The organism is Streptomyces sp. NPDC050674, from assembly GCF_040654575.1.
In the GTDB taxonomy this organism is placed as follows: Bacteria; Actinomycetota; Actinomycetes; order Streptomycetales; family Streptomycetaceae; genus Streptomyces.
The window spans coordinates 726367-741016 of sequence record NZ_JBFAIG010000002.1; the positions used below are offsets into that span (position 1 = coordinate 726367).

At 71.5% G+C, this 14650-nt stretch carries 13 protein-coding genes; 5 read left to right on the forward strand and 8 right to left on the reverse strand.

The window, feature by feature from the left end:
• Nucleotides 1–50: 50 nt before the first annotated feature.
• Together AB0I06_RS06765 and AB0I06_RS06770 are read right to left on the reverse strand one after the other, a co-directional pair.
• A complete protein-coding gene (locus AB0I06_RS06765) occupies nt 51–3110 on the reverse strand; it encodes an NACHT domain-containing protein (protein WP_363117641.1) in 3060 nt (1019 codons plus the stop codon).
• A gap of 61 nt (nt 3111–3171) precedes the next feature.
• A complete protein-coding gene (locus AB0I06_RS06770) occupies nt 3172–3798 on the reverse strand; it encodes an HAD family acid phosphatase (protein ID WP_363117642.1) in 627 nt (208 codons plus the stop codon).
• Between the two features lie 439 nt (nt 3799–4237).
• On the opposite strand from AB0I06_RS06770, the gene AB0I06_RS06775 reads away from it, so the two are divergent.
• Complete coding sequence (locus tag AB0I06_RS06775; RefSeq protein WP_363117643.1) at nt 4238–4951, forward strand: M23 family metallopeptidase; 714 nt, start codon at nt 4238–4240, stop codon at nt 4949–4951.
• A gap of 22 nt (nt 4952–4973) precedes the next feature.
• Here AB0I06_RS06775 and AB0I06_RS06780 read toward each other — a convergent pair whose 3' ends face one another.
• On the reverse strand, nt 4974–5570 hold the full coding sequence (locus AB0I06_RS06780) for a helix-turn-helix domain-containing protein (RefSeq protein ID WP_363117644.1): 597 nt from the start codon (nt 5568–5570) through the stop codon (nt 4974–4976).
• Nucleotides 5571–5693: 123 nt separating this feature from the next.
• Here AB0I06_RS06780 and AB0I06_RS06785 point away from each other — a divergent pair, with 123 nt between their 5' ends.
• The 3 genes from AB0I06_RS06785 (at nt 5694) to AB0I06_RS06795 (ending at nt 8523) form a co-directional block, all read left to right on the forward strand.
• Nucleotides 5694–7277, forward strand: coding sequence for an MDR family MFS transporter (locus AB0I06_RS06785; RefSeq protein ID WP_363117645.1), 1584 nt, complete (start codon nt 5694–5696; stop codon nt 7275–7277).
• Between the two features lie 293 nt (nt 7278–7570).
• Nucleotides 7571–8005: a helix-turn-helix transcriptional regulator gene (locus AB0I06_RS06790; RefSeq protein ID WP_363117646.1), complete on the forward strand. Its 435-nt coding sequence runs from the start codon at nt 7571–7573 to the stop codon at nt 8003–8005.
• 71 nt (nt 8006–8076) lie between these two features.
• On the forward strand, nt 8077–8523 hold the full coding sequence (locus tag AB0I06_RS06795; RefSeq protein ID WP_363117647.1) for a VOC family protein: 447 nt from the start codon (nt 8077–8079) through the stop codon (nt 8521–8523).
• Nucleotides 8524–8551: 28 nt separating this feature from the next.
• Here the strand turns inward: AB0I06_RS06795 and cseC are convergent, their stop codons facing one another.
• The 5 genes from cseC to AB0I06_RS06820 all read right to left on the reverse strand — a co-directional run bounded on the left by cseC (nt 8552) and on the right by AB0I06_RS06820 (nt 13172).
• The gene (cseC, locus tag AB0I06_RS06800) at nt 8552–9901 is read right to left on the reverse strand and encodes a two-component system sensor histidine kinase CseC (protein WP_363117648.1); all 1350 of its coding nucleotides are present in this window, start codon (nt 9899–9901) and stop codon (nt 8552–8554) included.
• Between the two features lie 8 nt (nt 9902–9909).
• On the reverse strand, nt 9910–10611 hold the full coding sequence (gene cseB, locus AB0I06_RS06805; RefSeq protein ID WP_363117649.1) for a two-component system response regulator CseB: 702 nt from the start codon (nt 10609–10611) through the stop codon (nt 9910–9912).
• Nucleotides 10612–10740: 129 nt separating this feature from the next.
• Complete coding sequence (locus AB0I06_RS06810; protein ID WP_363117650.1) at nt 10741–11397, reverse strand: hypothetical protein; 657 nt, start codon at nt 11395–11397, stop codon at nt 10741–10743.
• Nucleotides 11385–11924: a SigE family RNA polymerase sigma factor gene (locus AB0I06_RS06815; RefSeq protein WP_030251439.1), complete on the reverse strand. Its 540-nt coding sequence runs from the start codon at nt 11922–11924 to the stop codon at nt 11385–11387. Before AB0I06_RS06815 ends, AB0I06_RS06810 begins: the two co-directional genes overlap by 13 nt.
• Before the next feature lie 282 nt (nt 11925–12206).
• Nucleotides 12207–13172 (reverse strand): A/G-specific adenine glycosylase, encoded by a 966-nt coding sequence (locus tag AB0I06_RS06820; protein ID WP_363117651.1) that lies wholly within the window; start codon nt 13170–13172, stop codon nt 12207–12209.
• 504 nt (nt 13173–13676) lie between these two features.
• Here AB0I06_RS06820 and AB0I06_RS06825 point away from each other — a divergent pair.
• Entirely contained in the window at nt 13677–14534 is an 858-nt protein-coding gene (locus AB0I06_RS06825; RefSeq protein WP_363117652.1) for a hypothetical protein, read from the forward strand.
• The last annotated feature ends 116 nt before the right edge of the window (nt 14535–14650 follow it).

Here is a 14650-nt window from a genome sequence, read left to right on the forward strand (position 1 = left end):
CGGGGCCACCACCTTCGGGCGGTGGCCCCGCTTCGCGCTTCTCCGGGGTCTCAGCGCCGGACCGCGGTGACGTCCGCACCCGGGAACAGCGGCTGGAAGTCCGACACCGGGAAGGAAAGCCCGGGCAGGGGCCCCAGGATCACCGAGTGCAGTCCGGGCAGCCGGGACGCCAGTGCCGCGAGGTGCTCGGTGCCGTCCATGCCGGAGAGCCGCACCGTCCCGACCTGGGGCAGCTCCGGCATGCAGCCGATGGAGGCCGGCAGATCCCGGATGATCGACGCGTTCAGGTAGAGGCTGGTGAGCCCGAGGAGCGCGGCGACCTCCCGCCAGTCCTCGGCCGTCAGTTCCGTGGTCAGCGGTCCGAGGCTGAGCGTGTGCAGCGCGTCCCAGTGGCGCAGCCCCCGCAGGCCGGTCGCGTCGGTGCTGTGGCGGCCCAGGAAGAGGTAGCCCAGCGGCGCCTCGGTCGGCAGGGTGTCGGTGAGGTCGGCCCCGGGCAGTTCCTGGGCCACGGAGAGCAGGGTCAGTGACGACAGGGACCGCAGCCCCGCCGGATCCGCGGCCGTGTGGAGGACGAGTTCGGCGAGCGGCAGCGGCCGCAGGTGCTCCAGACCCGTCGCGTACGGGCACTCGAAGAGTGTCAGTCTGGCCAGCGAGGTGAAGCGCCGCAGGGCGCCGAGGTCCGTCAGCCGCTGGTTCAGCTGGATGCCGAGGTCGGTCACCGCCCCGGGCTCGGGCACGGCGGCCACGATGTCCTCGGCGCTGTGCGGGCCCTCGAAGGTCAGCTCGGGCCAGGGGCGCATCCGGCCGAGGGCCGTGAGCTGGGCGGACGACGCGCAGGTGACGAAGAGGTCCGAGCGGTCGAGGTGGTCCAGTACCTCGACCGCGTACTCCTCGGCGTCGAACCGGTGCCAGGTCCCCGCGAGCTGCCGCCGCACGCCGTGGTCGGGATGGTCGCGGAAACGGCGCAGCACGGCGAGGGCGCCGCCCGGTTCCTCCGATCCCACGACCGAGGCGGTGGCCACGACTCCCAGCGCCTCCTCGTCCGTCAGGTCCTCCGGCCCCGGCAGCAGCTCCAGCACCAGCGGGCCCGCCTCCGCCAGCTCTCGGGCGGCCCTGGTCGTGCGCGGCGGGATCAGCGCGGCGGCCCGGGCCTCCACCTCCCCGCGCACCGCGGGATCGAGCGCCGTGGCGTGTTCCAGGCAGGCCAGGGCCAGCAGGGTGAGCCGGGGCGTGTCCCGGGCCAGCAGCTCCCGCAGCACCAGGACCCGCTCGTGGGGCCGGGCGTGGGCCACGGCCATGCGGATGACGTCCTCCCACTGGGTGTCGTCGGCATGCCGGATCAGCACGTCGAGGTGTCCCTCCTCCACGGCGTGCCGGGCTCCCAGGTAGTCCTGGAAGGTGCGGTGGACGAAATCCATCACGTCCTGGGCCGGGCGGCGCAGCACTCCGCTGCGCAGCAGGAGGGCCCGCAGCACCGTCGAGGCGTCCCCCTGGTGGGCCTCCGGCGCCAGGACGGGCAGCGCGCGCTCCACGATCCGCTCGGCCGTCTCCAGGGTCATCTCGTTCCGGCCGCTCAGCACCAGGGCGTAGGCGAGGCGCTGGAGCAGTTCGAGCCGGGCCGCCTCCCCCAGCTCCGGTCCTTCGACCGGGCCCATGCCGCGCTCCCGGTCCCGGCGGGAGAGCAGCATGGCGAGGGCGGCGTCGTACAGCTCCTTGCGCCCGGTCGGCAGATAGCCGCGCCGCTCGCGGTGCAGGGCGCAGATCAGGCCGCACATCAGGGGGTTGGTGGCGAGGCGGGCCAGGTCCCGTTTGGTGCGCAGGGAGTCCAGCAGCCGCTGCTCGTACTCCGGGGCGCGTGCCGCCCGGTGCCAGCGGTGGACGAAGGTGGCGACCTCGGCCCGGCCCATCGGTGCCAGGGACAGCTCCCGGAAGCCCTCCTGGGCGAGCCACTCGGTGCGTACGGCGGTGGGCCGGGTGGTCAGCAGCCAGCGGTTGCCGGGGTAGGCGTGGATGAGGGCACGCAGCCAGTCACGGGTGGCGTGACGGTCGGCGGCCGGGACCTCGTCCAGACCGTCGACCAGGACCAGCGCCCGGCGGGTGGCCAGTACGCGTTCCGCCCAGCCGTCCGGTGGGGACAGCGGGCAGCCTACGGCGCTCAGGAAGGCGGCCGGTGCGGGCAGCGGGCCGGTGCGGATCAGGGTGCGCAGCGGGAGGACGAACGGGATGTGCGTGCCCGCGCGCGCCGCGGTCACCGCCAGCCACTGCACCAGGGTCGTCTTCCCCGAGCCCGCGTCGCCGCGCAGCAGCACCCGGGAGTCCTGCTCCAGCGTGCCGTCGGCGGGCATTCGCCCGGTGCGCGCCGGCTGGTCCTCGCCGGGTGGGCCGGCCCGGTCGGGTTCCTGGTCGGCCGTCGCCTCCAGCGTCAGATAGGCGACCTCCAGAGGCCAGCGGTCGGGGGAGTCCCGCAGGTCGATGCCGTAGATGGTGAGGTGGTTGTGACGCTCGGCGACGTACGGCAGGTAGCGGCGTTCGAAGGCGGCGTCGCGTGCGTCCGGGCGGGGGGCGCGGGTGAGCAGCTCGTCGACCTTGGCGATCAGTTCCGCCTGGTCGCGGGTCTGCTCGACGAGGGTGCGGGCGACAAAGGTGGAGCGGCGGGTGAAGAACTCCAGGATGTTGAGGCACGCCCACTCGGTCGCGTGGTCCAGGAAGTGGCAGGCGTCCGCGGACAGGCCGTCGGGGTAGGGGCCCGAGTGGTGCAGCTCCCTGGCCAGCTCGCGGTGGCCGAGGCGGACCGCCTGGACGTCGTCCATGCCGAGGTCGCCCAGGGCGAGCAGCCGGCGGGCCAGGGTGTCGGTGACGGCGATGTGCTCGTCCGCCGGGAAGGGCGGCTCGCCCGGGGAGTCCACGGCCTGCGCCACGATCCGCGCGGCCAGCTTGTGCACGTCCGCCTCGGTCAGGGTGCGCTTCTCGCCCCGGAAGGACACGAGAGCGGCCAGGCGTACGGGCTTGTCGACCAGGCCCGCTCCCGGTCCCTCCGGGCGGAAGAGCTTTTTCAGCAGCGGGGCGACCAGTCCGGACGCCAGCTTGCCGCCGAGTACTGTCGGATCCAACCGCCGCACCCCCGTGATCGCGTGAACGGGGCCGAGAGTACCCGGAGTTGATCCGTCGGGGTCAGGACAGCTGCCCGTCGTAGTCCGGCAGCTTGTACGTCTTCTCGGCGTGGCCGCCCGACAGGTCGGTGGCGCTGTTGCCGATGTTCGCGATGATCGTGTAGCCCTTGCGCTCGATGTCGACGCGCTGGGCCGTCTTGTAGTCGGCGACGTTCTTGAAGAGGTCGCCGAAGCCGCGGACGTAGAGCCCCGAGACCCGGTAGCCGGCCTGCTTCAGGTTGTACTGGGTGAACGAGGCGATGATGTCGGGGCGGGCGGTCACGAAGAACAGGGCGACGCCGTGGTCCTGCGCGTATCTGGCGGCCTCCAGGACCGGCTTGTTCGCCGGCTGCGGGTAGCTGAAGCCGAAGTCGGTCTCCAGCGCCGTGTTGTCGATGTCGAGGACGACGGCCTGCTTCTCGCCCGGGTTCGTGGCCGCGATCCGCTGCTTGAGGTAGGGCAGCGCCTGGTCCATCACGGCCCGGCAGTCCTTCTGCCAGGTGCCGTAGTCGACGTCCGCCGCGGTGGCGGACGGGGAGGAGGCCGGGGCGGCGGTCGTGGCGTCGGCCGGGGCGGCCATCGCGACCAGGGCTGCCGCCGAGACGGCGGTCACTGAGGCACGGCGCAACCAGGGGCGTCGGATCTGCATGTCGTGGGGGTCCTCTCACGTCCGTGACGCTGCCAACATGTCGTGTGCATGCTCGTGCTCGAGGGTGGCGCGAGGGGAACCGTAGGGTTACCGGACGGTAGGTGCCTAGAGGCGTGCGCCACATTTCCGGAATGGCCGAAGAGGCGTCCCGGTGACATGGCGCACAGGCGATATGTCCCTTACTAACCGGAATAGTGGCCAACGGGCCAGGAGAAAAGGGATTCCTGGTCTTCCCCGAGGGTGGAAGTGCTAGCCAGTGCCCTATTCGTCCGGAATGGCTGCCCTGTCAAGAGACGTAGAACACTGAACCACATTACTAACTAACGCCGTAGATCACGCTTTTGGGCGTATGTCGGACTTCGGGTTACCAAGGGATGGCCACACGGCGAGCGTCAATGCGCCGGGTGGTTTTCTCCGTCCCCTTCCACACGAGGTTTCGATGTCCCAGCGCGTCACGTCCCGTTCTTCCCGTACGTCCCAGCTCCGCACCCGTGCGACCGTGCTGGCCGCCGGCCTTGGTGTCTCGGTCGCACTGGGAGCCGGGGTCGCGTCCGCCGCCGACACCACGGCCGCGTCCGGTGCCGCCAGTGCCGTCCAGGCGCAGGCCGCCGCCCAGGCCAAGGCCGCCAAGGCCGAGGCCGTGAAGGCCGAGAAGGCCGCCAAGACCGCCGCCGCGAAGAAGGCGGCCGAGAAGAAGGCCGCTGCCAAGAAGGCGGCCGCCAAGAAGGCCAAGCCCTCCTGGGTCGACCCGGTGAAGAAGTACACGCTGTCCGCGAGCTTCGCCCAGAACGGCGGTATGTGGGCGCACAAGCACAGCGGCCAGGACTTCGCCGTGCCGAGCGGCACCCAGGTCGTCGCCACCCACGGCGGCACCGTCGTCAAGGCCGGCGGCAACGGCGCCGGTGACGGCCCCGCGTACGGCAACGCCGTCGTGATCAAGCACGGCAACGGCACGTACTCCCAGTACGCCCACCTGTCGAAGGTCGAGGTGCGGATCGGCCAGATCGTCAAGACCGGCCAGGAGATAGCCAAGTCCGGCAACACCGGCAACTCGAGCGGTCCCCACCTGCACTTCGAGATCCGTACGACCCCGAACTACGGCTCGGCGGTCGACCCGGTGAAGTTCCTGCGCGCCAAGGGCGTGACGGTCTGACCGAAGGTGTGACCCCCAGGCCCTAGGAGCCCCCGGCTCCCCGGTGGGCCTGGGTCACCAGGTCCGTGGCGACCTCGAGGACGGCTTTGTTCTTCTCCTCGGGGTCGTTTCCCATGTCCTGGAGCAGGAACATGCCGGCGTGCAGCGTGAAGATCGCGCTGGCGCAGCGGACCTGGTCGGCCAGCTCGGCGTCCGGGTCGACGATGATGTCGCGCAGGCTGGTGATGCGCGCCTTGAAGGAGTCGCCGATCCGCAGGTCCCGCACCGTCGCCTGGTTCTCGTGCATGAAGCGGAACAGCGGTGCCGCCTCGGCGAGGGTGTCGGCGTAACGGCGGATGATCTCCTGCTTGGTCGCCAGGGTGGGCGGCTGCTGCCGGCCCCACTCGATCAGGTCCTCGATCGGCTGGGTGAGGTCCTCGAAGATGCTGACGAGGATCTCTTCCTTGGTCTTGAAGTGGTAGTAGAGCGCCGCCTTGGTGACCTCGAGATGCTCCGCGATCTCGCGCAGGGAGGTCTTCTCGTAGCCGTGCTCCGCGAAGAGGTCGAGGGCCACGTCCTGGATGCGCCGGCGGGTGTCCCCGCGGCGCCGCTGCCTGGTGCCGTCCATGGTGCCGCCCATCCTCCTACGCCGCCCGCTTTCCATAAAACTTACTTGACGCCCGGCTAGTTCCGCGGCTAGCTTCCGAGTGTAGTCACTAGCCGGTCGGCAAGTAAGTAGCGGTAGCTGGGGGAGTGGGAAGCGATGACGGACACAACGGACACACCGGCGGCCGACGCCGGGGGGAAACAGCCGAAGAGCGTGCGGGTGGTCCTGCTCGCGCTGATGATCGCGATGATGCTCGCGATGCTCGACAACATGATCATCGGCACCGCGATGCCGACGATCGTGGGTGAGCTGCACGGGATCGAGCACCTCGCGTGGGTCGTCACCGCCTACACCCTCGCGACCGCGGCCTCCACCCCGCTGTGGGGCAAGCTCGGCGACATGTACGGCCGCAAGGGCACGTTCCTGGCGTCCATCGTGATCTTCCTGATCGGCTCCGCGCTCAGCGGCATGGCCCAGGACATGAACGAGCTGATCGGCTTCCGCGCGGTGCAGGGCCTCGGTGCCGGCGGTCTGATGGTCGGCGTCATGGCGATCATCGGTGACCTGATCCCGCCCCGGGAGCGGGGCAAGTACCAGGGCATGATGGCCGGCGTCATGGCGCTGGCGATGATCGGCGGTCCGCTGGTCGGCGGCACGATCACCGACAACTGGGGCTGGCGCTGGGCCTTCTACATCAACCTCCCCCTCGGCGCGGTCGCGCTGGTCGCCGTCAGTGCCGTGCTGCACCTGCCGAAGAAGCGCGCCCAGGCGCGGATCGACTACCTGGGTGCCGCGCTGCTGACCGTCGGCATCACCGCGATCGTGCTCGTCACCACTTGGGGCGGGACGGAGTACGCCTGGAGCTCCGCGCGGATCATGGAGCTGATCGGCATCGGCGTCGCCGCGCTCGTGGGGTTCCTGTTCTGGCAGACCAGGGCCGCCGAGCCGGTGCTGCCGCTGCACATCTTCCGCAGCCGCAACTTCACGCTGATGTCGGTCATCGGCTTCATCACCGGCTTCGTGATGTTCGGTGCCACCCTCTTCCTGCCGCTGTACCAGCAGTCCGTGCAGGGTGCCTCCGCGACCAACTCCGGGCTGCTGCTCCTGCCGATGCTCGGTGCGATGCTCGTGACCTCGATGGTCGCCGGGCGGGTGACCACGAACACCGGCAAGTACAAGATCTTCCCGATCCTCGGCAGCGCGCTGATGATCGTAGGGCTGTACCTGCTGTCCACGATGGACACCGGCACCTCCCGTCTGACGTCCGGCGTCTTCATGGCCGTGGTCGGGCTCGGCATGGGCTGTCTGATGCAGATCACCATGCTGGTCGCGCAGAACAGCGTGGAGATGAAGGACATGGGCGTCGCGTCCTCCTCCACCACGCTCTTCCGCACCCTCGGCTCCTCCTTCGGCGTCGCGATCATGGGCGCGCTGTTCAACCACCGCGTCCAGGACGTCATGAGCGAGCGGGCCGGTGCGCTGGGCTCCAAGGTGACCGAGCAGTCGGCGCAGCTCGACTGGAAGAGCATGCAGAAGCTGCCGGTGCTGGTCCGTGAGGCGTACCAGCACGCGGTCTCCGCCGGTACGCACTCGGCGTTCCTGCTCGGCGCGGTGGTGGCGGTGGTCGCACTCGTCGCGGCCGTGTTCGTCAAGGAGGTGCCGCTGAAGGGAGCCGGGCCCAAGGAGGACGGCACACCGGACGCCGCGACGGCGCAGGCGCCCATGGTCGAGGCCGTCTGACCGCGCGACGCGGCCCGGCCGGGCGACCCGGTCCGGCTGGGCGACGCGGTCCGGCCGGGCCACGCCGTCCGACGGCAGGAGACCGTCCGGCCCTGTGACGCGGTGCGGCCCGTGTGACGCCGTCCGGCCGGACAACGCGGTCCGCCCCGTGCGACGCCGCCCCGCCGCAGAGGTCGTCCCCCGCCCCACGTGAGGCCCCCGGGAGTGTCCCCCCGGGGGCCTTCGTCATGCGCGTCGGTCGTGCCCGGTTGCGAGCCGGGCCGTTGTCACACCCCCGTGCCACCATCGGCAGCATGGACAAAACGCGGTGTATCCGGCTCGCCAAGGACGCCATGGACCGGGACTGGGCCGACCCCGGGCTCGACCTGGACACCATGGCCGCACACGCCGGGTACTCGCGCTACCACTTCATCCGCGCCTTCAAGGAGGCCTACGGCGAGACCCCCGGCCAGTACCTGACGCACCGGCGCATCGAGCGGGCCGAGGACCTGCTGCGCACCGCGAACCTGTCGGTGACGGAGATCTGCCACCTGGTCGGCTTCAGCAGCGTCGGCACCTTCTCGGCCCGCTTCAAGACCTGGACCGGCCTGACACCCAGCGAGTACCGGACCAAGCACGTGGGCCGGGGAGCCGCTCTCATACCCGGTTGCTACGCCATGCTCTGGGCCGGCGGCTTCCGCCCCGCGCCCGGCGCCGGCAAGCAGCGCAATTCCGGAGAAGCGGGCTGACACCGCCGCTGCCTACCGTGACAGTGCGGGCACAACCGGCCGCACCCGCAGCGTCAGAGCAGGAGCACACCATGATCAAGGGTCTCGCCATCTCGACCGTCTGGGTCCTTGACCAGGACCGCGCCAAGGAGTTCTACACCGAGAAACTGGGCCTGGAGGTCCGTACGGACATGACCATGGGCGAGGGCGGCATGCGCTGGCTCACGGTCGGCTCGCCGAACCAGCCCGAGGTGGAGCTGACGCTCATGGTGCCCGGCGGGCCCGCGATGGACCCCGAGTCCGCCGAGATGCTCCGCAAGCTGGTCACCAAGGGCGCGCTCGGCGCGGGAGTGCTCACCACCGACGACATCCACGGTGACTACAAGAAGCTCAAGGACCGGGGCGTGGAGTTCCTCCAGGAGCCGCAGGAGCGCCCGTACGGCACGGAGGCGCTGTTCCGCGACGACTCCGGCAACTGGTTCTCCTTCACCCAGCCCCGCGAGGGCGGACTCGACATGGACCGGGACTGGACCTGCTGACCGCGTCGGTGCCGGGAGCCCGAGAGCCCTACGACCCCGGCAGCACCGGGTAGCTCCCCGTGTTGGTCGGCGCGTGCTCCGGCAGCCACAGCACGGCGACCGCGCCCTCGGCCGGCAGGTGCTCCGGCGTCCCCGGGGTGCGGACGTTGCGGAAGGTCAGCCGGGCGCCCAGCACCCGGGCCTGCCCGGCCGCGATGGTCAGACCGAGCCCGTGGCCGTGCCCGGCCCGGTCCGCGCTGCCGGTGCGGAAGCGGCTCGGCCCCTCGGCGAGCAGATCCTCGGGGAAGCCCGGGCCGTGGTCGCGCACCCGGATGACCCGGCCCTCGACGCTGACCTCGATGGGCGGCTTGCCGTGCCGGGCCGCGTTGGCCAGGAGGTTGAACAGCACGCGCTCCAGTCGGCGCGGGTCGGTGGTGACCTCCGACTCGTGCACGATGCGCACGTCGATGCCCGGATCCTTGGCCGCCACCCGCCGGGCGACGAACTCGCCCAGCATGATGTCCTGCAACTCCGCCCGCTCCGAGGCCCCGTCCAGCCGGGCCACCTCCAGCACGTCCTCGACGAGGGTGCGCATGGCCTTCGCCCGGTCCAGCACCAGCTCGGTCGGGCGTCCGGGCGGCAGGAGCTCGGCGGCGGTCAGCAGCCCGGTCACCGGGGTGCGCAGCTCGTGCGCGATGTCGGCGGTGACCCGCCGCTCGGCCTCGATGCGCTGCCGCAGCGCGTCCGCCATGGCGTCCACCGCGCTCGCCAGGTCGTCCGTCTCGTCGCGCACGACCCCGCCCATGGCGTCCCGCACGCGTACGTCCGTCTCACCGCCCGCGAGCTGGTTCGCCGCGACGGCGGCCTTGCGCAGCCGCCGCGAGAGGTGCCCGCCGATCAGCACCCCGAGCGCGCTGCCGCCGAGGACGACGGCGATGGATCCGATGAGCAGGGCCTGGTCCAGGTCCTGAAGGATGTCCGAGCTGCGGTCGGTGAAGCCCGAGTGCAGGGACATCACCTGCCCGTTCTTCAGCGGCACGGCGGCCCATATGTCGGGCACGCCCCCCGGCCGGTCGGCCACGTAGGTCGCCCGCCGGCCCGCCTCGACCCGTTCGCGCAGTGCGTGCGGCAGATTCGGGTCGTTGATCTTGGCGTTGGGGAAGTTCATCCGCCCCGACAGCTCGAAGTTGCGCTGGGCGATCATGATCCGTTCGTCGGCGAGGTCACGTGCGTTGTCCAGCATCGAGACCCGGGCGGCGTTGTGCACGACCAGGCTCAACGCGATCGCCACCAGTGCCCCGACCAGCGCGATGGCCGCGCTCAGCTTCCATCTGAGGCCGGTGCGGATGCCCGCCCGGTCCAAGCCCGTGGCGACCAGGCGCCGGAACTGCCCCCTCATACCCCTGCTCAGGCCTTCAACTTGTAGCCGAAGCCACGGACCGTCTCGATCCGGTCCTGGCCGATCTTCTGCCGCAGCCGCTGCACGTGCACGTCGACCACCCGGGTGTCCCCGCCCCAGCCGTAGTCCCACACCCGCTCCAGCAGCTTGTCGCGGGAGAGCACCGTGCCCGGCGCGGAGGAGAACTCCAGCAGCAGCCGCATCTCGGTCGGTGTCAGCCCCACCGGCTGCCCGGCGCGGCGGACCTCCATGCCCTCGGTGTCGACCTCCAGGTCCCCGAAGGCCAGCACCCCGCCGCTCGCCGGGACGGGCGCCTCCTCGCCCCGGCCGCCGCCCGCGTGCCCGAAGCGGCGCAGCACCGCGCGGATCCGGGCGACCAGGACCGCACCGTCGAACGGCTTGGTCACGTAGTCGTCGGCGCCCGCCTCCAGGCCCAGCACCACGTCGATGGAGTCGGCCCGCGCCGACAGCATGATCACCGGCACGGTCGACTCGTCCCGGATGCGGCGGCACAGGCTGACCCCGTCGAGGCCGGGCACCATGACGTCCAGCAGCGCGATGTCGGGGCGGTCCGCCCGGAACGCCTCCAGGCCCGACAGCCCGTCGGGCATGGCGGTGACCACGAAGCCGTCCCGTTCCAGGGCGAGCTGCGTGGCCTCGCGGATGACGTCGTCGTCCTCGACGAACAGGACGTGGGTCTGGTCTGCCATCCCGGTGCTCTCAGTCCTTCGTGGTCCGTGGGGGTGCGTTCTCACTGCTTCGACGCACGGGCCGTGCGGTGCGTTCACCGGGGGATCGGTCCGAGCGGCCCGATCGGTTCACGCGGCCCCGGGCCCGCGTCAGCTCGCGGGCGCCGGTGTCGTGCTGTCGCCGACGACCTTCCCGTAGTCGTTGTGCGTGCGGTACTTCTCCGCGAAGTGGCCGGAGGTCCATCTGTACGTGATCACGTTCTCCCCGGAGGGGCTCGACACCGGGTCGCCCTTCTCGTACACCTGCTTGGTCACCACCAGGTCGCCGCGGTCGATCTCCGCGTAGACCGGCGGCTCCTCGGCCTTGAACACATTCTCGTACGAGCCGCCCTGCTCGCGATACACGTAACTGCCCACACCCACCGCGTCACCGCAGGTCAGCACATTGACGACGACGTCGTCGGCGGAGCCGCCGGTCAGGTTGCCGTAGGAGACGTCGACCGGGTACTCGTCGGCGACGCACGGCTTCAGATCGCGCTTCACCTCGGGCGCGACCTTCGGGTCGTCCTTGACGAGCTTGACCGCGTTCACGGTGTCGGGCGACTGCGACGGCGCGGCGGACGGGGTGGCCGCCGCGGCGCCCGCCACCGAGTCGGCGTGCGCCGGGCCCTCGTCCCGGGCACCGGTCCCGCCGGAACCGCACCCGGACACCAAAAGGGCGAGGGCGGTGGGCACGGCCAGTGCCGCGCTCACCGCCTGGATACCGCCCCGGGTCCGCGCGGAACCCTCGCCGGTCAGGCCGCGCACCGCTCCCGCTCCTCACGCTCCAGCGCGCGTGCGTCCAGATCGCGGGACTCCAGCTCCTCGCGGAGCCGGGCGAGCGCCCGGTGCAGCGTGCTCTTGACCGTTCCGGCCGACATGCCGAGGGCGGCGGCCGTCTCCTCCGTGGACATCTGCTCCCAGTGTCGCAGCACCACGACACTGCGCTGTTTCGGGGCGAGCACCTTCAGGATGTCCATCAGCAGGGCGCGGTCCGCGTGCTGCTCGGTGGCGTCGTCGACCGAGGCGTCCGGGAGCTGCTCGGTCGGGACCTCCTCCAGCTTCCGCGCCCGCCACCACTCGGTGCGGGTGTTGATCATCACCCGGCGCAGATACGCGTCGGCCAGCCGCTTGTCCTCGATGGTCTCCCAGCGGCCGTACGTCCGTACCAGCGCCGTCTGGAGCAGGTCCTGCGCATCCGTCGGGTCCGGGACCAGGCGGCGGGCACTGCGCAGCAGCGCGTCCTGCCGGGTGCGGACGTACTCCTCGAACTCGAGCACCTCGCCCTGCGCCATGGTGAACCGCCTCCCGTTTCCCCGTTCGGGCCGGCTCCCCGCCGCCCGTGTACTGCCTGTGGCCTTCGTCGTCCCGTGTCTTCCGGGAACGAGTTCGAAGGTACGGAGGCGTTGTCACGGCGTTGTCCGAAGCAGCCTGCGGCCAGCGCTCGGCTGTCCGTCGGTTGTGTAACGGAAGTCGGAACGGGGTAAAGCCATGGGGGTGTTGGGGGTGGTTCGGGGTGATTTGCCCACCCCGGCTTCTGTGACGGACGGCGATCCGCGCTGTGAACTGTCCGTACGTCAGCTCATCGGCAGCCGGTACGAACCGTCCGCCAGCGGTTCCACCAGACCGTCGGCGACCAGACCGTCCAGCGCGCGGGCCCGCTGCACCGGCTCGTGCCACACCCGGTCCAGGGCGGCCTGCGGAACGGGCCCGTGCGCCTCCCGGAGCACGGCGAGCAGCCGCCCGCGTACCTGCCGGTCGGTGCCCGCGTAGGTCTGGCCGCGGCGCGGCGGCCCGTCGTGCTCCGGCTTGCCGGCCAGCCGCCAGGCGCACTGCGCGGCGATCGGGCAGCGGTGGCACGACTCGCTCTTCGCCGTGCAGACCAGCGCCCCCAGTTCCATCGAGGCCGCGGCCCAGCGGGCGGCGGTGGTCTCGTCCTCGGGCAGCAGCGCGCGGGCCAGTCTGCGCTCGGCGGCGGTGGTGGCGTTCGGCGGGTACCGCACGCCGGTGACCGCGCGGGCGAAGACCCTGCGCACGTTGGTGTCCAGCACCGGGTGCCGCTGCCCGTAGGCGAAGGAGGCGACGGCGGCGGCCGTGTACTCGCCGATGCCGGGCAGCGCCAGCAGCTGCGCGTGGTCGGCCGGTACGTCGCCGCCGTGCCGCTCCGTTATGGCGACGGCGGCGCCGTGCAGCCGCAGCGCACGGCGCGGGTAGCCGAGCCGGCCCCAGGCGCGCACGGCCTCGCCGGGCGCCTCCTTGGCCAGATCGGCGGGGCGCGGCCAGCGCGCCACCCACTGCTCGTAGACGGGCAGGACGCGGCTCACGGGCGTCTGCTGGAGCATGAACTCGCTGACCATCACCCCCCACGCCCCGGCCTCGGGACGCCGCCACGGCAGGTCACGGGCGTTCTCGCCGAACCAGTCGATGACGGGGGAGTGCAGGTCCTCGCCGGGGGGCGGGCCGGAGGGGGCGCCGGCGGAGGCGGGTACGGCGACGGCGGCGGTGTCGGTGGAGGGGTGCGGGGGTTTCGTGGGAGCAGTCATGGCCTTTCGATGGTGCCACGCAGAGCCGCCGAATCGGGCACACCGCCACCCCGCCGAGGGGGTTGCCCGACGATCGGCAGCTCTCCGTCCGAGCTGCCGATCGTGAGCGAGCGCCGCCTCGGCTTCCCGGGTTCATCCTCAACCGGCTGTGCGACGACAGCAGTTCGCCCGCCGGTGTCGTGAACCGCTTGCCTGCCTGGCCACTTACCGACCGGCGCACGGGCGTCCTGGCCCCGCGGCGCGCCGTGCGGCCCCGCTCAGTGGCGCGCGGGACGTCTCGTCGTGAGGCGAAGGGCGCCGCACCGGTGCTGCGGCCTGCCCGCCACGAGTGATCACGGACGGTAGGCGACGGGGCGATACCGTCACGCCCCGCGACCGTCGGAGCCGTGACGGACGAAAGACGAGGGCGGGCACGGGATTTCCGGAATGATGATCCGGAAAAGTTGTCGCTCCGAGCGGCGGGTGGGACGGGCGAACGCGCCGTTCTCTCGTAAGGTTTGCGGCGTGGGATCTTTGCGCAATCCGGTCGGGCCGCTTCCCTCCTCCATCTACTGGCGTCGGAGGGTCGTACTGGTGTCTGTGGTCGCCGTGTTGGCGCTGCTGACCGTCTGGATCGTGACGATGGGCGGCGGGGGCGGCAAGGACGGCGACAACGGCGCCAACGGCAAGAATCCCGCGCCCTCCATCACGCCCGGCCCGTCGAGTTCGGGCCCGGCCATCAGCCAAGCCCCCGGCGGTCGCGACGAGTCGGGCGGTGGCGGTTCCGGCGGCTCGTCGTCCGGGTCCGGCGGCGGGTCCGGTGACGGTTCGGGGGACGGCGGAGCCGGCGACGGTTCCGGGTCGGGCGGCGGTTCCGGCTCGGGCGGGTCCGAGGGGTCGGGCGGTTCGGGCGGTTCCGGAAGCGGCGGCACCGCGGGCGGCGTCGGCGCGGGCGACACCCTGCCGGCCGGTTCCACCCTGCCCAACTGCGCCGCGAGCGCGGTCAAGTTCAGCCTGCGCAGCCGGCACAACACCTACGACCCCGAGCAGACGCCCACGTTCCTGCTGACCGCGCGCAACGTCTCCGGCAGCGACTGCAAGATCGATCTCGGGCCGAAGAACGCGGTGTTCACGATCGCCCCCGCGAGCAGCGACGACGACTACTGGTCGTCCGAGGACTGCCCCAAGGCCGCCGCGCACCAGCTGTACCGGGTCGCCGCCGGCAGCGGCATCACCTACACCGTGAAGTGGGACCGCAAGCCGAGCGCTCCCGAGTGCGCCACACCTCCGGCGGGTTCGGCCAAGGCGGGCACCTACCTGGTGGAGGCCAAGGCGCCGGGCTTCGCGAAGGTGCAGACGTCGTTCGTGCTCTCGGCTGACTAGGGCCTGTCGTTTGGATCAGGTCGGCCGGGAGTGACTGCGCCTCTCGGCCGACCCGAGCGGGGTGTGGTGCGTGCAGCTGCAAGGCGGAGGAGGGCGTCAACGCGGAGCGTTGACAA